This is a genomic window from Fundidesulfovibrio sp. (genome assembly GCF_058402725.1).
This window is the reverse complement of the sequence record NZ_JBZVFJ010000074.1, coordinates 1-19,105: the sequence shown is the minus strand read 5'-3', so window position 1 is coordinate 19,105 and position 19,105 is coordinate 1. Positions and strand designations below refer to the sequence as shown.

General features: G+C 68.8%; 23 protein-coding genes. 13 read left to right on the top strand and 10 right to left on the bottom strand.

Annotation, left to right across the window (positions count from 1 at the left end):
* The 6 genes from ACV4UX_RS11130 to ACV4UX_RS11105 all read right to left on the bottom strand — a co-directional run.
* Positions 1-697 (bottom strand): PhnE/PtxC family ABC transporter permease (locus ACV4UX_RS11130; protein ID WP_491593355.1); only part of this gene is annotated, 697 nt, incomplete at its 3' end.
* A complete protein-coding gene (gene phnE / locus ACV4UX_RS11125; RefSeq protein ID WP_491593354.1) occupies positions 690-1,475 on the bottom strand; it encodes a phosphonate ABC transporter, permease protein PhnE in 786 nt (261 codons plus the stop codon). The genes phnE and ACV4UX_RS11130, both read right to left, overlap by 8 nt.
* Positions 1,472-2,254, bottom strand: a complete 783-nt coding sequence (gene phnC / locus ACV4UX_RS11120) for a phosphonate ABC transporter ATP-binding protein (RefSeq protein ID WP_491593353.1) — start codon at positions 2,252-2,254, stop codon at positions 1,472-1,474. Before phnC ends, phnE begins: the two co-directional genes overlap by 4 nt.
* Positions 2,255-2,272: 18 nt before the next feature.
* Entirely contained in the window at positions 2,273-3,274 is a 1,002-nt protein-coding gene (phnD, locus tag ACV4UX_RS11115) for a phosphate/phosphite/phosphonate ABC transporter substrate-binding protein (RefSeq protein WP_491593352.1), read from the bottom strand.
* A 368-nt stretch (positions 3,275-3,642) separates the two neighbouring features.
* Positions 3,643-5,277: a glycerol-3-phosphate dehydrogenase/oxidase gene (locus ACV4UX_RS11110; protein WP_491593351.1), complete on the bottom strand. Its 1,635-nt coding sequence runs from the start codon at positions 5,275-5,277 to the stop codon at positions 3,643-3,645.
* Between the two features lie 12 nt (positions 5,278-5,289).
* Positions 5,290-6,237, bottom strand: coding sequence for a sugar-binding transcriptional regulator (locus ACV4UX_RS11105; protein WP_491593350.1), 948 nt, complete (start codon positions 6,235-6,237; stop codon positions 5,290-5,292).
* Between the two features lie 729 nt (positions 6,238-6,966).
* Between ACV4UX_RS11105 and ACV4UX_RS11100 the strand changes: the two genes are divergently transcribed.
* Positions 6,967-7,374, top strand: coding sequence for a response regulator (locus tag ACV4UX_RS11100; protein ID WP_491593357.1), 408 nt, complete (start codon positions 6,967-6,969; stop codon positions 7,372-7,374).
* A 58-nt stretch (positions 7,375-7,432) separates the two neighbouring features.
* Here ACV4UX_RS11100 and ACV4UX_RS11095 read toward each other — a convergent pair whose 3' ends face one another.
* The 4 genes from ACV4UX_RS11095 to ACV4UX_RS11080 form a co-directional block, all read right to left on the bottom strand.
* A complete protein-coding gene (locus ACV4UX_RS11095) occupies positions 7,433-8,332 on the bottom strand; it encodes a hypothetical protein (protein WP_491593349.1) in 900 nt (299 codons plus the stop codon).
* A 20-nt stretch (positions 8,333-8,352) separates the two neighbouring features.
* Entirely contained in the window at positions 8,353-8,697 is a 345-nt protein-coding gene (locus ACV4UX_RS11090) for a hypothetical protein (RefSeq protein WP_491593348.1), read from the bottom strand.
* A gap of 92 nt (positions 8,698-8,789) precedes the next feature.
* Positions 8,790-9,308 (bottom strand): adenylyltransferase/cytidyltransferase family protein, encoded by a 519-nt coding sequence (locus ACV4UX_RS11085; protein WP_491593347.1) that lies wholly within the window; start codon positions 9,306-9,308, stop codon positions 8,790-8,792.
* Positions 9,308-10,087: a YkgJ family cysteine cluster protein gene (locus tag ACV4UX_RS11080; protein WP_491593346.1), complete on the bottom strand. Its 780-nt coding sequence runs from the start codon at positions 10,085-10,087 to the stop codon at positions 9,308-9,310. The genes ACV4UX_RS11085 and ACV4UX_RS11080 overlap by 1 nt, the downstream gene beginning before the upstream one ends.
* Before the next feature lie 95 nt (positions 10,088-10,182).
* Here ACV4UX_RS11080 and ACV4UX_RS11075 point away from each other — a divergent pair, with 95 nt between their 5' ends.
* The 12 genes from ACV4UX_RS11075 to ACV4UX_RS11020 all read left to right on the top strand — a co-directional run.
* The gene (locus tag ACV4UX_RS11075) at positions 10,183-10,605 is read left to right on the top strand and encodes an ATP-binding protein (protein ID WP_491593345.1); all 423 of its coding nucleotides are present in this window, start codon (positions 10,183-10,185) and stop codon (positions 10,603-10,605) included.
* 3 nt (positions 10,606-10,608) lie between these two features.
* Positions 10,609-10,947: an STAS domain-containing protein gene (locus tag ACV4UX_RS11070; protein ID WP_491593344.1), complete on the top strand. Its 339-nt coding sequence runs from the start codon at positions 10,609-10,611 to the stop codon at positions 10,945-10,947.
* A 5-nt stretch (positions 10,948-10,952) separates the two neighbouring features.
* Positions 10,953-11,555, top strand: coding sequence for a hypothetical protein (locus tag ACV4UX_RS11065; RefSeq protein WP_491593343.1), 603 nt, complete (start codon positions 10,953-10,955; stop codon positions 11,553-11,555).
* Positions 11,552-13,273 (top strand): dynamin family protein, encoded by a 1,722-nt coding sequence (locus tag ACV4UX_RS11060; RefSeq protein ID WP_491593342.1) that lies wholly within the window; start codon positions 11,552-11,554, stop codon positions 13,271-13,273. Before ACV4UX_RS11065 ends, ACV4UX_RS11060 begins: the two co-directional genes overlap by 4 nt.
* A gap of 62 nt (positions 13,274-13,335) precedes the next feature.
* On the top strand, positions 13,336-13,653 hold the full coding sequence (gene rpsF / locus ACV4UX_RS11055; protein ID WP_491593341.1) for a 30S ribosomal protein S6: 318 nt from the start codon (positions 13,336-13,338) through the stop codon (positions 13,651-13,653).
* Positions 13,654-13,656: 3 nt separating this feature from the next.
* Positions 13,657-13,917: a 30S ribosomal protein S18 gene (gene rpsR / locus ACV4UX_RS11050; RefSeq protein WP_173080641.1), complete on the top strand. Its 261-nt coding sequence runs from the start codon at positions 13,657-13,659 to the stop codon at positions 13,915-13,917.
* A 19-nt stretch (positions 13,918-13,936) separates the two neighbouring features.
* A complete protein-coding gene (gene rplI / locus ACV4UX_RS11045; protein ID WP_491593356.1) occupies positions 13,937-14,449 on the top strand; it encodes a 50S ribosomal protein L9 in 513 nt (170 codons plus the stop codon).
* Complete coding sequence (gene dnaB / locus ACV4UX_RS11040; protein WP_491593340.1) at positions 14,418-15,872, top strand: replicative DNA helicase; 1,455 nt, start codon at positions 14,418-14,420, stop codon at positions 15,870-15,872. The genes rplI and dnaB overlap by 32 nt, the downstream gene beginning before the upstream one ends.
* Before the next feature lie 28 nt (positions 15,873-15,900).
* The gene (locus ACV4UX_RS11035; protein WP_491593339.1) at positions 15,901-17,208 is read left to right on the top strand and encodes a phenylacetate--CoA ligase family protein; all 1,308 of its coding nucleotides are present in this window, start codon (positions 15,901-15,903) and stop codon (positions 17,206-17,208) included.
* Positions 17,209-17,254: 46 nt separating this feature from the next.
* Positions 17,255-17,815 (top strand): hypothetical protein, encoded by a 561-nt coding sequence (locus tag ACV4UX_RS11030; protein ID WP_491593338.1) that lies wholly within the window; start codon positions 17,255-17,257, stop codon positions 17,813-17,815.
* A 109-nt stretch (positions 17,816-17,924) separates the two neighbouring features.
* Positions 17,925-18,461, top strand: coding sequence for a DUF456 domain-containing protein (locus ACV4UX_RS11025; RefSeq protein WP_491593337.1), 537 nt, complete (start codon positions 17,925-17,927; stop codon positions 18,459-18,461).
* A gap of 60 nt (positions 18,462-18,521) precedes the next feature.
* Positions 18,522-19,105: threonine synthase (locus ACV4UX_RS11020; protein WP_491593336.1), on the top strand; the 584-nt coding region annotated here is incomplete at its 3' end.

Genomic DNA, 19,105 nt, shown 5'->3' with positions numbered 1-19,105 from the left:
GGCCACCTGGGGCCGTTAGCCCTGGACGAGCATCCTCATCAAGTGCTACTGGCCCCTGGTAGCCCTCGCGCACGTTGATGTCCCAGCGGAAGAGGGCGATGCCCCAGAACGCGGGGGCCACCTGGGGCCAGTAGCCCTTGATGAGGATGCTCGTCCAGGGCGCTCCGGCGGCCTTGAGGGCCTCGATGGGGCCGGGCTTGATCTCCTCCAGGGCCTCGCCCAGGAGCTTGCCGCAGAAGCCGATGGAGCGGAAGGCGATGGCGACGGTGCCCGCCAGCGCGCCGGGGCCGAACACGGCCACGAAGAGGATGGCCCAGACCATGGTGTTCACCGTGCGCGAGGACACCAGGATGAACTTGGCGATCCAGTTGAGCACGGGCACGTTGACGATGTTCTTGGCGGCCATGATGCCCACGGGCACGGCCATGAACAGGGACACGATGGTGCCCAGGGTGGAGGTGTTCAGCGTTTCGATGAGCGCGGTGTGGATGTCCTGCTTGTGGTAGGCCGCGAAGTCGACGGGCCACATGCGCCGCAGGAGGTCCGCCACCTGTTTGGGGGCGTCCAGGAGGAAGTCGGGGATCACCTCCACGGTCTTGAGCGAGAAGACCAGCAGGGCCACGGCCCCCAGGTAGACCGCGAAACGGGCCAGCCGCTGCGCGCGCGTGAAGCGCTCCCAGTGTCTGTGTTCAGTCATTGAAGGTCGCCTTGATCCTTACGGCCAGGTATTCGCCCACCATGATCAGGCCGATGATGGCGAGCAGGATGGTGCAGAGGAAATCGTAGTCGAAGCGCTGGAAGGCGGCGAAGAGCGTGCCGCCGATGCCGCCCGCGCCCACCACGCCGATCATGGTGGAGTTGCGCAGGTTGGAGTCGAACTGGTAGGTGGCGAAGCCGATGAAGCGGTTGAACACCTGGGGCAGCACGGCGTAGGTGAGCACGCTCATGAAGGGCGCTCCGGCGGCCGTGACGGCCTCCACGGGCTTGAGCGAGATCTCCTCGATGGCCTCGGCGAAGAGCTTGCCCACGAAGCCGATGGAGGCGAACACCAGGGTGAGGATGCCCGCCAGGGGGCCGAAGCCCACGGCCTTCACGAAGAGGATGGCGAAGATCACCGGGTGGAACGAGCGGCTGATGGCGATTACCGCGCGCGCGGGCCAGGAGAGCCACGCGGGCATGAGGTTGCGCGCCGAGAGGAGCCCCAGCGGCAGAGAGAGGGCGATGCCCGCGGCCGAGGCGATCACGGCGATCTGCACGGTCTCCACGAGGTTGTCGAAGAGCAGGCCCATGCGCTGGGTGCTCGGGGGGAACAACTCGGAGAGGAACTTCGCGCCCGTGGAGAGCCCCGTGACGAAGCGCTCCCAGGTGATGGAGAGTTCCGAGACGGCGTAGGCGCAGTAGACCAGCAGCAGCAGAAAGCCGAATCTGGCCCACCAGTTGGGCTGGAAGGGCGTGCGAAGGGCTGCGGCGCTCATGCCAGCCAGTCCTCTCCGCCGTAGATGGCCTTGAGGTCCTCGGTGCGCAGGTCCTTTGGGGGGCCGTCGAAGACCACAACGCCCTGGGAGATGCCGATGATGCGGTCGCAGAAGCGTTTGGCCAGCTCCACGTCGTGGATGTTCACGAGCATGGGGATGTCGCGCTCGCGGGAAAACTGGCGCAGAAGCTCCATGATCTCCACGGAGGTCTTGGGGTCGAGCGAACTGGTGGGCTCGTCGGCCATGATGATGTCGGGCTCCTGCATGACGGCCCTGGCGATGCCCACGCGCTGGCGCTGTCCGCCGGAGAGGCTGTCGGCGCGCTGGTTGTAGAAGTCGCCCAGGCCCACGTGGTCGATGAGCGCGAAGGCCTTGTCGATGTCCTCCTGGGGGTACTTGCGCAGCCAGGCCTTGAAGGGCGAGATGTAGCCCAGGCGGCCGCAGAGCACGTTCTCGATCACCGAGAGGCGTTCCACCAGGTTGAACTCCTGGAAGACCATGCCGATGTGGCGTCTGGCGTGGCGCAGGGCCGTGCCGGAGAGCCCGGCCACGTCCTGCCCGGCCACCACGATGCGCCCGGCCGTGGGTTCGATGAGCCGGTTGATGCAGCGCAGCATGGTGCTCTTGCCCGAGCCCGAAGGCCCGATGATCCCCAGCGTGACCGCGCCTTCCACCTGGAAGGAGATGCCCTTGAGCACGGGCTTGCCCGAGCGATAGGCCTTCTCCAGGTTCTCCACCGAAAGGGAACGGGGCCTGGCCCCGTTCCCTGCGTTGTTCATGGTGCTGCTCATGGATTCCTATTTCTTCTTGGCGGCGGCTTCTTTCTCTTCTTCCTTGCGCATGCCTTCCTCGGTGTAGGTCATGCCTTCCGCGTCGTTGATCTCGCGGATCACGGCCCAGTCCTTCTGGTAGGTGACGGGGTAGAAGCGGTCGGCGCCGTCGAAGGCCTTCTTCATGGCGTCGTTGAAGCGGTAGGAGGCGAAGGCGTCCTGGATCTTCTTGGCCAGGTCGGGGCAGAGCTGGCTCCAGTAGCCGAAGGAGGAGGTGGGGAACATGGCGCTGCGGTAGATGATGCGCAGGGCGTCCTTGTCCACGCGGCCGGCGCGCACCATGCGGTCGTACACGTCGGAGGCCACGGGGGCGGCGTCGTAGTCGCCGTGCACCACGCCCAGCACGGACTGGTCGTGCTTGCCGGAGTAGACCACTGTGTAGTCCTTGTCCGGGGTGAGGCCCAGCTTGGGGAACAGGGCGCGGGGGGCCATGTTGCCGGAGTTGGAGGAGGCCGAGGTGTGGGCGATCTTCTTGCCCTTGAGGTCCTCAAGCTTCTGGTAGGGGCTGTCCTTCTTGACCACCATGATCAGGTTGTAGCCCTGGAACTCCTTCTCGTAGCCCTTCACGGCGATGGGCACGTAGCCGGCCAGGTTCACCGCGAAGCAGGTGGGGCCGGTGGAGAAGCCCGCGATGTGCAGCCTGCCCGAGCGCATGGCCTCCACCTCGGCGGCGTTGGACTGCACGGAGTAGTACACCACCTTCTTGCCGGTGGCCTTGGAGAGGTATTCCTGGAAGTCGGTGAAGAGGTCCTTGTAGACGGCGGGGTCTTCGACAGGGGTGTAGGTGAAGACGAGGGTGCCGGGGTCCTGGCACTTGCCGGCCTTGGGGGCGTCGGCAACCAGGTTCTTGTCGGCGTCGCAGTACTGTTTGTCCAGGGTTCCCCTGTTGGCGCAGTCGTCCTGGGCCAGGGCGGCGGTTGCGCCGAAGAGCACGGTCAGAAGCGCCAGGGTCGCGAAACGTTTCAGCATGTCCCCTCCTCGTGAAGATGTTGCCTGAACACGGATTCCTTCAAGACAGCCAATGGAGCAGGGCGGCTTGCCGCCCGGGAGCGACTCTCGCGAACCCCGTCCCCGGGGTTTGCCGTCAATCTGTGGCCGGGGCGCGTGCCCGGCCCGGACACGCCTCGCCGCGCCCAAAGGACGGCTCAAAAACGTAAGCTAATTGCGCCGCCCCGGCAACGCCCAAGGCGCGTCCGGGCGTGCGCCCCGCATCCCCGGTCCGCTCGGGGCGCGGGGAGTTCCGCGGCGCATGCGCGGCGACGCCCGCCGCCGGGTCCCACGCGCGGCGGCGTCCGCCGACGGGGCGCACACGGGCCGGGGCCTGCCGCCCGGGGCGCTCATGCGGCGGCTCCCGCCGCCGGGGCGGCGTGGGGCGCGCCCAGGGCCACCGCTTCGATCTCGGCCCGCGTTCGGGCTTCGTCCCAGCCCAGCTCCCGGGCCATGACGGCGGCGGCCGCCGGGGCGGCCTCGCGCGCGTGGGCCGCTTCCAGGAGCCCCAGGGGCAGACGCCGCGTGAGCACGTCGGAGAGCCTGCGCGCCATTTCATGGCGCGCGGCGAAGGCCACCTGGGCCAGGATGTAGGGGTGCGCCGGGTGCAGGCGGTCCATGAGCCCCAGGGCCTGGCCAAGGCGGACCACCTCCCCGGCCTCGTCGCCGTGGAGCGTGTGGAGCGATAGCGCGATGTCGGCGGCGATCCCATGACGGCGGACCAGGGCGCGCCATCCCTGGGGCACGAACCCGCGCGAGCCCAGCAGGCGCAACTCGTGGGTGGCGCACGGCCCGGCCTCCAGGGTGAAGGCCTTGACGGCCGCGTCCACGGCCTCCTCGGCCATGGCGCGGTAGCTGGTCCACTTGCCGCCGGTGACGGTCACGAGCCCGGAGGCGCTTTGTTCGATCACATGGGTGCGCGCCAGGTCCTGGGTGCCCTGCTTGCCGGGGGCGAACACCAGGGGGCGCAGGCCGCTCCAGGCGGCCAGCACGTCGGAGCGCGCGGGCGGGCGGCGCAGGTATTTGCGCGCGTAGGAGAGCAGGTAGTCGATGTCCTTCTCGTCGGCCTCGGGGTCGCGCTCCACGGCGGCGGGTTCGTCGGTGGTGCCGAAGAGCACGTGTCCCATCCAGGGGATCATGAAGAGCACGCGGCCGTCCTCGGTGGAGGGGATCATCAGCGAGAGGTCTTCGGGGGCGAAGCTCTTGTCCAGCAGGATGTGGATGCCGGAGCTGACCTTGAGCGTGTCCCGGGCGGCGGGGTCGTCCATGCGGCGCACGCCGTCCGCGAAGGGGCCCGTGGCGTTGACCACCGCGCGCGCCGCGATGTCCCAGGATTCGCCGGTGAGAGCGTCGCGCAGGGTGGCGCCGCGCAGGCGTCCGTTCTGTTTGAGGAGCGCCGTCACCTCCACGTGGTTGGCGCAGGCCGCGCCGTGGTCCTGGGCGGTTCGGGCCAGGGCCACGGCCATGCGGGCGTCGTTGAACTGGCCGTCGCAGTAGGTCACCGCGCCCACCGCGCCGGAGAGATCCAGCTGGGGGAAGAGCTTTTGCGCCTTGCCGCGCGTGACGAAGGCGCTGCGGCCCAGGCCCAGGCGTCCGGCCAGCAGGTCGTAGAGCACCAGGCCCGCGAAGACGTAGCCCGCCTGCACCCAGGAGGTCACGGGGGTCAGGAGCCGGATGGAGTGGGCCAGGTGCGGGGCGTTGCGCAGGAAGAGCCCGCGCTCGCGCAGGCCCTCGCGCACCAGGGCGAACTGTTCGCGGTCCAGGCCCAGCACGGCCTTTTCCAGGTAGCGCACGCCGCCGTGCACCAGCTTGGTGCTCTTGCTGCTGGTGCCCTGGGCGAAGTCGGACTGTTCCACAAGGGCGGTGTCGAGCCCGCGCGTGGCGGCGTCCAGGGCGACGCCGCAGCCGGTGGCGCCGCCTCCGATCACCAGGATGTCGAAGGGGCGGGGGTCTTTCAGGCGGGCGAGGGAATCTCTTCTGTCCACGGTGTGCCTTTGTCAGCGGTTGAGCAGGTTCTGGGCGGTTTCGGCGTCGGTCACGAAGACGTGGGCGTAGCCGCGCCCGAGGATGGCGTGCAGGATGTTGAGCTTGGCCAGCCCCCCGGACACCAGCACGATGTGCGGCGCGCGCAGAAGCCCGGCGAAGTCGGGCGACATGCTGCAGGCGTTGAGGGGGTGGTCCACGGGGTCGCCCTTGTCGCTCAGGAAGCGCCCGAGGAATTCGCCAACGGCCCCGGCGCGGGCCAGGGAGGCGCGCTGGTCGGGGGTGATCACGCCCAGGGCCAGGTTGGTGGCCTGGGAGGTGAGGTCGCCCGAGGCGGTAAGGATCATGTCCACCTGGAGGGCCTCTTCGTAGAAGGTGCGGAAGAGGTCCTGCCCGGCGATGGTGTCGCGCACCTCGGGGGAGGAGACGAACATGGGGGCGGCCAGGTGGTTGCAGGTGCGGGCCTGGAAGCGCCGGGCGAACATGGCGGTGGAGTCGAAGGGGTTCACGGGGCTTCTGGGCACGCCGCCGTAGAGGGAGCTGATGGAGATGTCGCGGTAGGCCCGCGCGGCGATGCCGTTGATGGCCTCGCGCATGGTCTTGCCCCAGCCCACGCCCAGGGACTGGCCGTCGCGCAGGGTGCGGGAGACGTATTCCCCGGCGGGGCGGCCGATGGCTTCGTAGAGGCGTTCGCCGCCGTGCTCGGGCGTTGGGGCCACGATGGCCCGGATGAGCCCGAAGCGGCGCACCAGGCGGCCTTCCAGGTCCACGCACTCGCGGAAGGGTGTGTTGATGGACACCGAGATGAGCCCGGATTCGCGGCCCATCTGGAGCAGGCGGTTCACCTTGAGCCGGGTGACGCCAAGGCGCTCGCCGATCTCGGCCTGGGTGAGATCTTCGTGGAAATAGAGCCAGGCGGCGCGGGAGAGGAGCTGCTGCTCGTGTTCGTCGGCGTCCAGCATACTTTTGCCTGTATGGATTTCAGAAGTTTGCCTGCGGACGGGACTCTAGCATTTTGGTGCGCTGTGTAAATACATTTGTCGAGGTGCTTCGGGCCGACGGGGCAAACGGGAGCGCCCGGCGAAGGCCGGGCGCGCGGGGGGGATGAGGGGCGCGCCGTGCACGTCCCGCCGTAAGGGGCTCCCGAGAGCTCCCGGGTCGCAGGTCAGCGGTCGCGTCGGCGCACGTCGTCGCGCCAGGGGTTCAGAGGGGCGCAGCACCCCTCGCCCATGGCCAGGAGTTCCCGGAAGCGTGAGGTGTCGGAAAGGCGGCAGCGGTAGAGGCCCAGGGCGTTGTCCCAGAAAAGCTCCGGACAGCGCTCCCTGTAGCCGTGGAGGATGTGCGACTCCCCGCACTGGGCGTCCAGGCAGCACCAGCCGCAGCCCGTGCAGGGCAGGGAGGTCAGGCGCGAAGCAGCATGTCTGCCTGTTCAGCTGGCCTGCGGGCCGGCGATGGCCGGCGGGCCGCCCCGGGGCTGAGGGGGGGCGTATGGAAGGGGTGCGCTTGCATGCCTTCCGGCTACGCCTCGGGGGGCGGGATGGCAACCCTTCCGCGCAAGGGCGTCCGGTCGGCATTCCTGTAGCCAAAGAGTAGGGTTCTCCCTACTGGACTTTCCCGAAAGAGATGCCCATGAAGAGGCAAATCGATTTGCCTGTTTTGCGGCGCATCCCAGGGAGGCCCCTTTGCGCGTCATGGTGCTGGAAAACGACGACGAGACAGCCCTGCGGCTTACGCGCATGCTGCGAGCCCTCGGCCACGACCCCTTCGTGGCCGAGGCCCGCTACTATCTCGAGGACCTCCAGGAGCACGGGCCCTTCCACCTCGTCATCACCGACATCTTCCTCAAGGACATCTCCGGGCTCCAGATCGTCCTGGGCGTGAAAGGCTTCGACGCATCCATCAAGGTGGTGGCCATGTCCGGTGGGGCGCGTCCCGCGCTTTCCGACGACTATCTCGACTACGCCCGCGAGTTCGGGGCCGATGCCGTGGTGCGCAAGCCCCTGGACGCCGAGCGCCTGGACGCCCTTCTCGCCGGAATCGAGCAGGCGGACGGGCTTCACCGCTGCCCGGGCACGTCCGTCCCTTCCCGCATCGCCTGACCCGCCCCGCTGCGCATCCACCCCCCGGGGCGCGATCCGTTCAGGCCCGCCGCGCCGTTCAATCCTCCAGGCCGGAGAGCAGTTCCGCCATGGACCATGCGTCGTGGCCCGATCCCAGGTCGCGTTCGCCCAGGCCCGCCACGGCCCAGGCCGGGCCGCCCAGCACGGCCCGGCAGACCGCGTCCAGATGCGCCAGCTCCTCGCGCAGGGCCTCGGGGTGCAGGTGGGAGAGGCGCACGCCCCGGGAGGCCATCACCTCGAAGCTCGACGCGGCCAGGGCCTTGCGGAAGTCCAGGGCCTGGCGCAGCCGCGCGGAAAGCTCGTGGTATTTGGCGGCCAGGGCCTGGTGGGGAGCGGGGTCGCCGCCGCGTTCCTCCAGGAAGCGCACGGCCCAGGCCAGGACATCGTGGTCCGGGGCCTCCAGGCGCTCCAGCAGGGCGCAGAGGAAGAAGACGCGCGGCGCTGTGAAGTCCGGGCGCGCGGCGCGCAGCCGGGCCTTGAGCCGCCAGGCCGGGCGCCCGGGGAAGCGCCGGTCCAGGATGCGCGTCAGCTCTTCGGGCGGGTTGGCCTCGGGATGCAGCCGGAGGGTGAAGGCCCGGGCGCTTTCCGCGTCCAGGTCCAGGGGGACGCGTTGTCCGCCGGGGAGCAGGGCGGCGGTGCGCGCGGCCCCGTCGGCCACGAGGTCCGAGAGGAGCGGCAGTTCGTCCGGGATCAGGCGGCAGGCTTCAAGGGCCGGTTCCAGGGCCTCGCGCGCGGCGGGGCCGGGGAAGAGCAGCAGGGCGGACAGGGTGGACGCCTCGGCGGATCCGGCGTCGGCCAGGACCGCAGCCAGGGCCTCGGGGGAATCGTCGCCGAAGGTGGAGCGCAGGGTGTGCAGGGTGTCGTTGTCCTGGGGCAGACCGTGGTGCAGGAGGTCCAGCACGGCCCGGGCCAGGGACTCGACGCGCGGGAGGGGCATGGCCGCTCCGGAGAGGGCGCTCAGGGCTGGGGCAGCGCCTTGACGAAGAGGTTCAGGTTGCCGAACTTGTCCTTGTAGACGTCGCCTTCCAGGGTGACTTCCTTGTTCTTGAAGGCGGCCTGGAAGGCGGCGAGGGATTCCACGGTCACGTCTTCGGGGGTCCAGACGGCGTAGTTGGTGCCGTCGGAGGCCAGGAGCCAGAGCCCTTCGCCGTCCTCCTCGCCCACCACGGCGGTGATGGCGGCCCCTGAGGCCACCAGGGTCATGTCCGGATCGGACTGGGCGGCCGCGCCTGCGGCCAGGAGCGCGAGCAGCAGGGCCGGGAGCGCCGCGCGGCGCGCGAGGTGGAGCAAGATTCGGTGCATGGTGTTTCCTGAAATCGAGGAATCCACTTGTAGTTCCAGCAAAGCTGAGCGTCAAGCTTCGCGGCCGCCTGGACAGGACCGGCCGCACAGGATCATGAGCCGGGACGCCCCCCCTCACGCTCCGCCAGGCTGAGGACGCGCCGGAGGGTCCCCGTTGTGGAGTAGCCCGGCAGGAGCGGCAGGCTCAGCACCCGGCCGCCCGCGCGCTCCACGGCCTCGCGCCCCACGATGGACTCCAAGGGCCAATCCCCGCCCTTGACCAGCACGTGGGGAAGCACGGCCTCGATGAGCTCCAGGGGCGTGGGGGCGTCGAAGCCCGTGACGAAGTCCACGCTGGCCAGCCCCGCCAGCACCAGGGCGCGGTCGGCGAAGGGGGTCACCGGGCGCGAGGGCCCCTTGAGGCCCGTCACGGAGGCGTCGGAGTTGAGGCCCAGCACCAGGACGCGGCCCAGCTCCCGTGCGCGGTGCAGCAGGTCCACGTGGCCCGGGTGGAGCAGGTCGAAGCAGCCGTTGGTGAACACGATGCCGCCCCCGGCCCGCAGGGGGGCCAGCCGCTCCAGCAGGGCCTCCAGGGGCAGGATCTTGTCCGCCAGGGCCGGGGCGGGGCGCATCAGGCCTTCTTCCTCAGGTTGGTCTCCACGCCGAAGAGGGCCAGCTCCAGCCAGTCCAGGGCGAAGCGCAGGCGGCGTTCCTCGTCGTCCAGGATGGTCTGGCGCTCCTCGTCGGCCAGTTCCAGGCGCTCCAGCATGCGGGTGTCGCGCAGGAAGTCGCGGAAGGCGTCCACGTTGTAGGCGGCCAGGAACACGGTGTTGGCCTGCTTGGGGTTGAGCACGGCCCCCCGGTCGCGGGCGTGGGCCAGGAGGAGCATGTAGCGGTCGTTGGAGCGGTTGTATTCGGCCAGGTCCTGGTCGTCGAGCCAGGAGGCGGAGGTCCAGTCCCGGTCCTGCTCGAAGCCCCGGCAGTGGGGCTCCTGCACCACGAAGAAACGCGCCACCACCTCGCCGTCGGGGCCGGTCTTGGTGGCGCGGCCCAGCGGGTAGGTGCGGCACGCGCCCGGGCGGCCCGGGTAGACCGAGCACCCCGCCTGGGTGACGAAGGGGCAGGGCAGTCCGGGCAGGTCCTCGCGCATGGCAAGGCGCAGCATGGGGAAGCCCGTGTCCGGGGCCTGGGCCATCACGGCGTGGCGGGCGATGAAGTCCCGGCTGGAGAGACCCAGCTGGCGGCGCAGGCGCAGCACGTCGTAGGGCGTGAGCATCAGCGCCAGGTCGGAGCAGCAGGCGTTGAAACAGGGCACGTCCGGGTGGCAGGCGAAGCGGAAGGGCTCGCCGGGGCGCAGTTCGGGCAGGCTGTCCAGGAAACGGCTGGCGGCGTCGGTGTGGTTGGCGTCCATGGACGGGGTGACTACCACCCCGGGCCGCCGCTTGGAAGCGTCAATCGCCCCGGCTCGTTGACAGCGGGCGGTCTTCGTGGAAAACCATGGGAATCATGAGCGAGCGGTTACGGCTCTCCATCGGGAACGACCTGCACGAACTCGAACGCCTGCGCTGCGAAGTGGAGGCCTTCCTGGAGCGTGGCGGCGTGGCCGGGCGCACGGCCTACCACATCCAGCTGGCTCTGGACGAGCTGGTCACCAACGTCATCTCCTACGCCTCGCCGCCCGACCGGCCCTGCGGCATCGAGCTGGTCCTGGAGCGCGGCCCCGACGCGGTGGACATGATCCTGGAGGACGACGGCGACCCCTTCAACCCCCTGCAGGCCCCGGAGCCCGACGTGAACGCGCCCCTGGAGGCGCGACCCATCGGGGGCCTGGGCATCCACTTCGTGCGCAAGACCATGGACCAGTTGTCCTACGAGCGCAAAAACGGACGCAACATCCTCTTCATCCGCAAGAAGACCAATCAGGAGTAGATCATGGAATTGATCGTGACCACCACCGGCCCCGTCACCGTGCTCAAGATCGACGGGAGGCTCGACTCAGGCTCCTCCAAGGAGCTCGAGGACAAGGTGATGGGCGTCGTGACCGGCGGAGCGACCAAGGTGGTCATGGATTTCGGAGGCGTGGACTACATCAACTCCAGCGGTCTGCGCGTGCTGCTCATGGCCTTCCAGCATCTCAAGCGCGGCGGGGGCATGCTCCACCTGTGCGACATCAAGGACTACATGCGCGAGGTCTTCGAGATTTCGGGCTACAACGAACTCTTCCCCATCTTCGCCGACCAGGCCCAGGCCGTGGCCGGCTTCAAGGGGTGAGCCCCGTGCGCGCCCTCCTCGCGTCCCTGCTGCTGGCGTGCTGCCTCGCGGGACCGGCCCTGGCCGCCCCCCCGGAACTGGCGGGGGTGCGCCTGGGCAGCAATGTCCGTGAGCTGGCCGACAAGCTCGATCCCGGCATGGCCGAACCCGAGCTGGAGCAGGCCTACCTGACCATCCAGGCCATGAAGCCCCTGCCGGGCTACCGCTCGGGCTACGTCACCTACGGCAACTGCGCCCAGCCAGGCCGGGTGGTGCGCGTGAAGATGAACTACGCCGACTCCTCCCGCGAATTCCACGACAAGATCCTGGCGGGGCTCAAGAAGCGCTACGGCGAGCCCAAGCAGTGGCGCGGCAACGCCTTCGGCAACCTGCGCATCTGGAAATGGAGCCTGCTCGATCCCCATGCCGGGGACGTGTCCATCATCCTCCAGTTTTACGACGGCAACGACGACTCCTTCACCAAGGGCAACTCCCTGCGCATCTCCTCGCGCACCTGGGCCAAGGAGGAGCAGGACTGCCGCCGCGCGAAGCAGGCCTCCGATACGGCCGCCAAAAAACCGGAGGCCCCGGCCCGCCCCCTGGACCTGGACTACTTCCTGCCCCGATGACCCAGGCAGGCCCCCATCTGCTGGACCCCGCCCTGGCCACGGCCAGGGCGGGGGTGGCCGGGCTTCTCGAAAAACTGGAGGCCCTGGCCGGACGCCGCGCCGGTGAGGGCCACGCCCGCGACGCGGCATCCCTGCGCCAGGCCGCAGGCGAGCCATTCCTCTTCGTGGCCGCAGGCGAGGTGAAGGCGGGCAAGTCGAGCTTCATCAACGCCCTGCTGGGCGAGCAGGTCTCCGACGTGGCCCCGGACCCCTGCACCGACCGCATCCTCATGATCGTGCACGGACCCGGGCGCTCGCGCACGGACGAAGGGCCGCTCAGCGCCCGCGTGGAGCTGCCGCACCCCATCCTGCACGGCGTGGCCGTGGTGGACACCCCGGGCATCGACTCCGTGGTGGACCGTCACCAGGAGATCACCGAACGCTTCATCCCCCGCTGCGACCAGGTGTTCTACGCCCTGTCCTCGCTCAATCCCTATTCGCGCGCCAGCTGGGACTTCCTCGGGCTCATCGCCTCGCGCTGGCGGCGCAAGGTGGCCCTGGTGCTCACCCAGGCCGACCTGGCAACCCCGGGCCAGCTCCAGGTGAACCGCCAGCGCGTGCTGGAGCTGGCCAGGGAGCGCGGCCTGGAGGGCGCGCCGCTTTTCGTGGTCTCGGCGGCCCTGGAGGCCGTTCAGCCCGATCTTTCGGGCATGGAGGCCGTGCGTCGCCACATCCGGGAAATGGTCACCGGGGGCGAGCACGCCCGGGCCAAGCTGGCCTCCCTCGCCCGGGGCGGCCTGGCCGTGCTGGAGGGCGTGGAGGCGGCGGGACTTGCCGTTGCCCAGGGCGTGGAGGCGGACCGTGAAGCCGCCCTGGTCATGCGTGAGCGCATCCGACAGACCCGCGCGGCCGCGCGCCTGGAGGTTGAGGCCCTGGCAGGGCGCATCAGGCAGCGCTTCGAGCGCGCGGGGCAGGGGTATCTGGCCGCCCTGGAACTGGAGCTCTCCTTCGCCAGCATGTTCCGGCGCAGCGTGCTGGGCTTTTTCCGGCGCTCCTCGGCGGTGCCTTCGCTCCTTGAGGGGCTGGAGCGCACGTTCCGGGAGTCCCTGGAGACCCAGGTGGAATCCCAGGCGCGCGAGGGCGCGGCCGCCCTGAGCCAACGCCTCGCCCTGGAAGTGGCCGCCCTGGCCCGGGACCTGCGCGCCCTGGCCGGGCAGGACCCGGCAGGAAACACGCCGCCCGGCGCCAGGCGAGAGGAAGTGCTCGCGGACGTGGCCCGCGCCCTGGACGTCTTCCTGGACGCCGGGGACGACCCCGTGCGCGTGGACCCGCTGCGCGTGGCCCGCATGGACCCCAAGGCGGCCATGGGCGGCGTCATGGTGCTGGCCGGGAGCCTCTTCGTGCTCTCGGTGCAGGGCGTGGTCCTGGACGTGACGGGAGGGCTGCTGGCCGGAACCGGGGCCGCCCTGGCGGGGAGCGTGTTGGCCGTGGGGCGTCCCCGCCTGCTGCGCTCGCTGCGGGAGTCGCTGGCGCGAGGGGCGCGCCGCGTGGAGGAGGAGGTGCTGCGCCTGGTGGGCGCACGCACGGACCAGGCCGCCGACGCCCTCGAAGAGGTGCTCGCGCCCTTCGAGGCCGACGTGGCCGCCCGTCTGGCCGCCCTGGAAGAGGCGGCCTCGGAGTGCGCGGCCCTGCGCTCCGGATTGGTTCAGGCCCTTGACACGGCCGGGCAAACAACCTAACCACTGCGGTTCGCCTTGCTCTTCCCGGCGGGGAAGGGCCATGGACCAAAAGGAGGAAACGCATGCGTAAGTACGAGTTGCTGCTCCTGCTCAGCCCCGAGCTGAACGCCGAGAGCAAGAAGAGCCTCGTGGACGGCTTGGTCGCCATCACCGAGCGCGAGAAAGGGTCGATCCTGACCGTGGACGACTGGGGAACCAAGGACCTGGCGTACCCCGTGCGCAAATACGTGCGCGGCCAGTACGTCCGCATGGAGTTCACCGCTCCCCCGACCACCGTCGCGGAGCTGGAGCGCATCGTGCGCATCACGGACGGCATCTTCAAGTTCGTCACGGTGAAGCTGGCCGACAAGGCCGAGCCCGCCGCCGCCCCGGAGGCCTAGACCATGTCCTTCAAGAAGAAATTCACCCCCAAGAAGAAATTCTGCCGGTTCTGCGCCAACAAGAACCTGCCCATGGACTACAAGCGCCCCGACATCCTGCGCGACTTCATCACCGAACGCGGCAAGATCATCGCCCGGCGCATCACCGGCACCTGCGCCAAGTGCCAGCGCCGCCTGACCACCGAGATCAAGCGCGCCCGCCAGATGGCCCTTCTCTACTACACGGCCACCCACAGCGCCGACTACCTGAAGAAGATGCAGTAGGAGAAAAGCCATGGCTGTCATGAAACTCATCCTGCGCGCCGACATGGAAAACCTGGGCAAACTGGGCGAAGTCGTCACCGTGAAGCCCGGCTACGGCCGCAATTTCCTGGTCCCCCAAGGCCTGGCCATGCTGGCCACCCCCTCCAACCTCAAAGTCTTCGAGACCGAGCGCCGCAAGCTCCAGGCCAAGATGGACAGCCTGCGCTCCGACGCGGAGACCCTGGCCGCCAAAGTGGCCGCCGCCACCGTGGCCATCGAGGTGCGCGTGGGCGACGGCGACAAGCTTTACGGCTCCGTCACCTCCTCCATGATCGCCGACGGCCTCGAAGCCCAGGGCATCATGGTCGACCGCAAGAAGATCGTGCTTGAGGACGCCATCCGCACCCTGGGCGTGCACGAAGTGCCGGTGAAGCTCCACGCGGGCGTCATCGGGGCCATCCGCGTGATGGTCTGCCGCCAGGGCGAAAAGCTCATGGACGCCGAACAGCCTGCGGAAGACAGTGGAAACACGTCAGCCGAAGCCGAAGCGTAGAACCCGAGGCGGGGCGGGCGGGCAGGACGGCCAGCTCGCCCCGCAGACTTTGGAGCGGGTCGCCGACGACCTGATCCGCCGGGTCCCGCCGCACAGCCCGGAGGCCGAGCAGTCGGTGCTGGGCGGCATCCTCATCAAGAATTCGATCCTCCACGAAGTCATCGACATCCTGGGCGAGGACGACTTCTACTCCCCCGTCCATCGCGCCATCTATCAGGGCTGCCTGGAACTCGGCCGCAAGAGCGTCGCCGTGGACCTGGTCACCCTCGCCGAAGAGCTGACCCGCATGGGCAGGCTCGACGAGGTGGGCGGCCCCGTCTACCTGGCCGAACTGGCCTCCGCCACGGTGAGCGCCTCCAACGCGGTGCACCACGCCCGCATCGTGCGCGACAAGTCCGTGAAGCGCCGCCTCATCTCCACGGCCTCGGACATCATCGAAAAGGTCTTCGAGGGCGCGGAAGAGACAGACGCCCTCCTCGACGCCTCCGAACAGGCCGTCTTCGCCATCTCCGACTCCAAGAAGTCCGGCGTGCTCACCTCCAGCAAGACCCTCGTGGACGAGGTGTTCGTGCAGTTGGCCAAGCGCGTGGAAAACAAGGAGATGGTCACCGGCGTGCCCACGGGCTACTACACCTTCGACGAATACACCGCCGGACTCCAGCCCTCGGACCTGATCATCATCGCCGGGCGTCCCTCCATGGGCAAGACCGCCTTCGCCATGAACCTGGCCATGCGCGCCGCCTGCATGTACACCGTGCCCACCGCCGTCTTCTCCCTGGAAATGAGCAAGGAGCAGATCATGATGCGCATGCTCTGCTGCTGGGGCAAGGTGGACCTCTCCAAGCTGCGGCGCGGACGCCTGGACGACAACGACTGGGCGCGCCTCTACGAATCCGCCAACGCGCTTTCGCCCGCGCCCATCTTCGTGGACGACACCCCCGCGCTCACCACCATGGAGGTGCGCTCGCGCTGCCGGCGCCTCAAGGCCGAACACGGCCTGGGCCTCGTGGTGGTGGACTACCTCCAGCTCATGCGCTCCGCCCGGCGCGTGGACTCGCGCGAGCAGGAGATCTCCGACATCTCGCGCAGCCTCAAGGCCCTGGCCAAGGAACTCCACGTGCCCGTCATCGCCCTCTCGCAGCTCAACCGCAAGGTGGAGGAGCGCAGCGACAAGCGCCCCATGATGAGCGACCTGCGCGAATCCGGCGCCATCGAGCAGGACGCCGACGTGATCATCTTCCTCTACCGCGAGGCCGCCTACAAGAAGAAGGACGAGCTCACCCCAGACGACAACGTGGCCGAAATCATCATCGGCAAGCAGCGCAACGGCCCCACCGGCATGGTCAAGCTTCGTTTCTTCAAGGAATCCACGTCGTTCGAGAACCCCACGGACATCCCCCCGCCCTCCGAATACGGCGGCTGAGGCGGGGAACACGCCTTCAGGAGGGCGCATGCGCTACGATCCGGCCGAATTCCTCGCCCGTGACGACATCTCCCGCCTTCAGCTTTCCCGGCTGCGCACCACCTGCGAGCGCGCCGCCCGCTCCAGGCTTTACGCCCGCAAATTCAGGGAGCACGGCGTCACGCCCGAGGACATCAAGAGCCTGGACGACCTGCGCCGCCTGCCCTTCACCACCAAGCAGGACCTGCGCGAATCCTACCCCGACGGCCTGAACACCGTGCCTGCCGACCAGATGGTGCGCCTGCACGTGTCGTCCGGCACCACGGGCACGCCCACCGTGGTCTACCACACGGCCTCCGACGTGCGCTGGTGGTCCTCCCTGGTGGCGCGCTGCATGCGCATGGTGGGCATGACCCCCGCCGACGTGTTCCAGAACACCACCAGCTACGGCCTCTTCACCGGCGGCCTGGGCATGCACTACGGCGCGGAACTGCTGGGCTGCATGGCCATCCCCATGGGCGCGGGCAACACACAGCGCCAGGTGAAGCTCATCCAGGACTTCCGCGTCACGGCCCTGCACATCATCCCCTCCTACGCCCTCTACCTGGCCGACTACCTGGCGCGCCAGGGGCTCGATCCGCGCTCCCTGGGCCTGCGCATCGCCCTGGTGGGGGCCGAGCCCTACTCCGAGGAGACCCGCCGCCGTCTGGAGGACATCTTCGGCTTCAAGGCCTTCAACTCCTACGGCCTCTCCGAGATGAACGGCCCAGGCGTGGCCTTCGAGTGCCGGGAGCAGAACGGCATGCACCTCTGGGAGGACGCCTACCTCTGCGAGGTGATCGATCCCGTCACCCTGGAGCCCGCCCAGCCCGGGCAGGTGGGCGAGTTGGTGCTCACCACCCTTTGCCGCGAGGGCATGCCCATCGTGCGCTACCGCACCCGCGACCTCAGCCGCGCGCTGCCCGGACCCTGCCCCTGCGGCCGCGAGCACCTGCGCATCGACCGCATCACCGGCCGCTCCGACGACCTGATCATCATCAAGGGCGTGAACATCTACCCCATCCAGATCGAGCAGGTGCTCATGTCCCTGCCCGAGGTGGGCCAGAACTACCTCATCGAGCTCACCCGCGAGGGGCACATCGACCAGATCCGCGTGAAGGCCGAAGTGCGCGAGGAATTCTTCGTGGAAGACATGCGCGCCCTGGCCGCCCTGCGCGACCGCATCGCCCACCGCCTGCGCGACGAGATTCTCGTGACGCCCAAGGTGGACCTGGTGGAGCCCAACTCCCTGCCCAAGAGCGAGGGCAAGGCCGTGCGCGTGGTGGACCTGCGCGGCAAGGAGCAGAACGCCCGGTGAGCTCCGGGCGGTTGACTTCCCCGTGTGTCGTGTGCATGGAAGGCCTATGCTGACATTCGAGCAGATCAAGGCCATTGAGGTGGCATTCGGCGAGGAGAAGGCCAAACCACTCGTCGAGGCGTTCCAGACCACGGATTCGCGCGTCATGGTCTCCCTGCTCGCCGAGGTGGCCACCAAGGCGGACCTGGCCAGGCTGGAAGGCGTGACCAAAACCGACATCCAGCGCCTGGAAGGCGCGACCAGGGCCGACATCCAGCGTCTGGAAGGTGCGACCAGGGCCGACATCCAGCGCCTGGAAGGCGAAACCAAGGCCGAGTTCCAGCGGCTCGAGGGAGAGACCAAGGCCGAGTTCGCCAAGCTGCGCGGCGAACTTCTGGAAGAGTCGGCCAGGCTGCGCGGCGAACTGCGCGAGGAATCGACCATGCTTCGCGGCGAACTGCGAGAAGAGTCGGCCAAGCTGCGCGGCGAACTGCGCGAGGAGACCGCCAGCCTGCGGGGCGACCTCAAACGCCTCGACGTGCAGATCAAGGTGCTCATCGGCCTGGCCATCGCGGCCATCGCCATGTTCAGCCCCAATCTCGCCGCCCTCGTGAAGCTGGCGAAATAGTCCGGACTCCCTCCCCGGGGCCTTTCCCGCACTGCCCTCGAGGAGATCGCCCCGGCCGACCGGGGCGCATCGCACTCCACGTCCCACACTCATTCAAGGAAACCATCGCATGGAATACGTCTGGTCCATCCTCTACATCCTGCTGCTTCTGGGCGTTCTCTCGCTCAACGTCCTGGGCCTGCCCGCCAACTGGGTGATCCTGGCCCTGGCCTGGCTGTGGGACTTCACGCACCCCTCCCTGAACCTGGGCTGGGGCTACTACGCGCCGCTCATCGCCATGGCTGTCCTGGGCGAGGCCCTGGAGTTCGGGGCCCAGTTCTACGGGGCCAAGAAGTACGGCGGCACCAACAAGGGCAACCTGGGGGCCTTCATCGGGGCCATCGCCGGGGCCATCTTCTTCGCCCCGTTCCTCTTCGGGTTCGGCGCGCTCCTGGGCGCGGTGGGCGGGGCCTACGTGGGCTGCTACGTGTTCGAGCGCATGCACGGCCGACCCTCCCCCGAGGCGTGGCACGCCGCGCGCGGGGCCATGTGGGGCCGGGTGCTGGGCTTCGTGGTGAAGATCGGCCTGGGCGGAGCCATGGTGGGCCTCGCTGCCCGCGCCGCCTGGCCAGCCGCCAGACAGGCCGTGGCCGCCCTTGGCTTTTAGCCCCGGCTTGGGTAGAGTGCGCGCCGTCGAACGGACCCTTCCATTCTGCGAGGACACAGCATGATCCCCAACGATTTCCCCTCCTACCGCGGCAAGATGGAATACTTCTGCCTCGGCTGCCAGGAGCGCTTCGACATCGGCGCGCTCCACTACACCTGCCCCAAGTGCGGGGGCGTGTTCCTTCTCGAGGACGACTGGTTCGACTCCCTGGCCGAGAACCCCCCGGTCTACTGGAAGTCGCTCTTCGACAAACGCGCCGCCAGCAAGAACACCCCGTTGCGCGGCATCTTCCGCTTCTACGAGCTCATGGCCCCCATCCTGGAGCCCCAGGACATCGTCTACCTGGGCGAGGGCAACACCCCCATCATCGAGGCCAGCCCCGCGCTCTCCAAGATCCTGGGCGTGCCCATGGCCTTCAAGAACGACGGCCAGAACCCCTCCGCCTCTTTCAAGGACAGGGGCATGGCCTGCGCCTTCAGCTACCTCAAGCACCTCGTGCGCGCCAACGACTGGGACCAGGTGCTCACCGTCTGCGCTTCCACCGGCGACACCTCCGCCGCCGCCGCGCTCTACGCCGCCTATGTGGGACCGCCCATCACCTCCGTGGTCATCCTGCCCCAGGGCAAGGTGACCCCCCAGCAGCT

Excerpts from the sequence above, each read along its gene's own strand:
- phnE (WP_491593354.1), bottom strand. The coding sequence starts at position 1,475 with ATGAGCGCCGCAGCCCTTCGCACGCCCTTCCAGCCCAACTGGTGGGCC.
- phnC (WP_491593353.1), bottom strand. The coding sequence starts at position 2,254 with ATGAACAACGCAGGGAACGGGGCCAGGCCCCGTTCCCTTTCGGTGGAG.
- phnD (WP_491593352.1), bottom strand. The coding sequence starts at position 3,274 with ATGCTGAAACGTTTCGCGACCCTGGCGCTTCTGACCGTGCTCTTCGGC.
- ACV4UX_RS11105 (WP_491593350.1), bottom strand. The coding sequence starts at position 6,237 with ATGCTGGACGCCGACGAACACGAGCAGCAGCTCCTCTCCCGCGCCGCC.
- ACV4UX_RS11100 (WP_491593357.1), top strand. The coding sequence starts at position 6,967 with ATGGTGCTGGAAAACGACGACGAGACAGCCCTGCGGCTTACGCGCATG.
- ACV4UX_RS11095 (WP_491593349.1), bottom strand. The coding sequence starts at position 8,332 with ATGCCCCTCCCGCGCGTCGAGTCCCTGGCCCGGGCCGTGCTGGACCTC.
- ACV4UX_RS11090 (WP_491593348.1), bottom strand. The coding sequence starts at position 8,697 with ATGCACCGAATCTTGCTCCACCTCGCGCGCCGCGCGGCGCTCCCGGCC.
- ACV4UX_RS11085 (WP_491593347.1), bottom strand. The coding sequence starts at position 9,308 with ATGCGCCCCGCCCCGGCCCTGGCGGACAAGATCCTGCCCCTGGAGGCC.
- ACV4UX_RS11080 (WP_491593346.1), bottom strand. The coding sequence starts at position 10,087 with ATGGACGCCAACCACACCGACGCCGCCAGCCGTTTCCTGGACAGCCTG.
- ACV4UX_RS11075 (WP_491593345.1), top strand. The coding sequence starts at position 10,183 with ATGAGCGAGCGGTTACGGCTCTCCATCGGGAACGACCTGCACGAACTC.
- ACV4UX_RS11070 (WP_491593344.1), top strand. The coding sequence starts at position 10,609 with ATGGAATTGATCGTGACCACCACCGGCCCCGTCACCGTGCTCAAGATC.
- ACV4UX_RS11060 (WP_491593342.1), top strand. The coding sequence starts at position 11,552 with ATGACCCAGGCAGGCCCCCATCTGCTGGACCCCGCCCTGGCCACGGCC.
- rpsF (WP_491593341.1), top strand. The coding sequence starts at position 13,336 with ATGCGTAAGTACGAGTTGCTGCTCCTGCTCAGCCCCGAGCTGAACGCC.
- rpsR (WP_173080641.1), top strand. The coding sequence starts at position 13,657 with ATGTCCTTCAAGAAGAAATTCACCCCCAAGAAGAAATTCTGCCGGTTC.
- rplI (WP_491593356.1), top strand. The coding sequence starts at position 13,937 with ATGAAACTCATCCTGCGCGCCGACATGGAAAACCTGGGCAAACTGGGC.
- ACV4UX_RS11035 (WP_491593339.1), top strand. The coding sequence starts at position 15,901 with ATGCGCTACGATCCGGCCGAATTCCTCGCCCGTGACGACATCTCCCGC.
- ACV4UX_RS11030 (WP_491593338.1), top strand. The coding sequence starts at position 17,255 with ATGCTGACATTCGAGCAGATCAAGGCCATTGAGGTGGCATTCGGCGAG.
- ACV4UX_RS11025 (WP_491593337.1), top strand. The coding sequence starts at position 17,925 with ATGGAATACGTCTGGTCCATCCTCTACATCCTGCTGCTTCTGGGCGTT.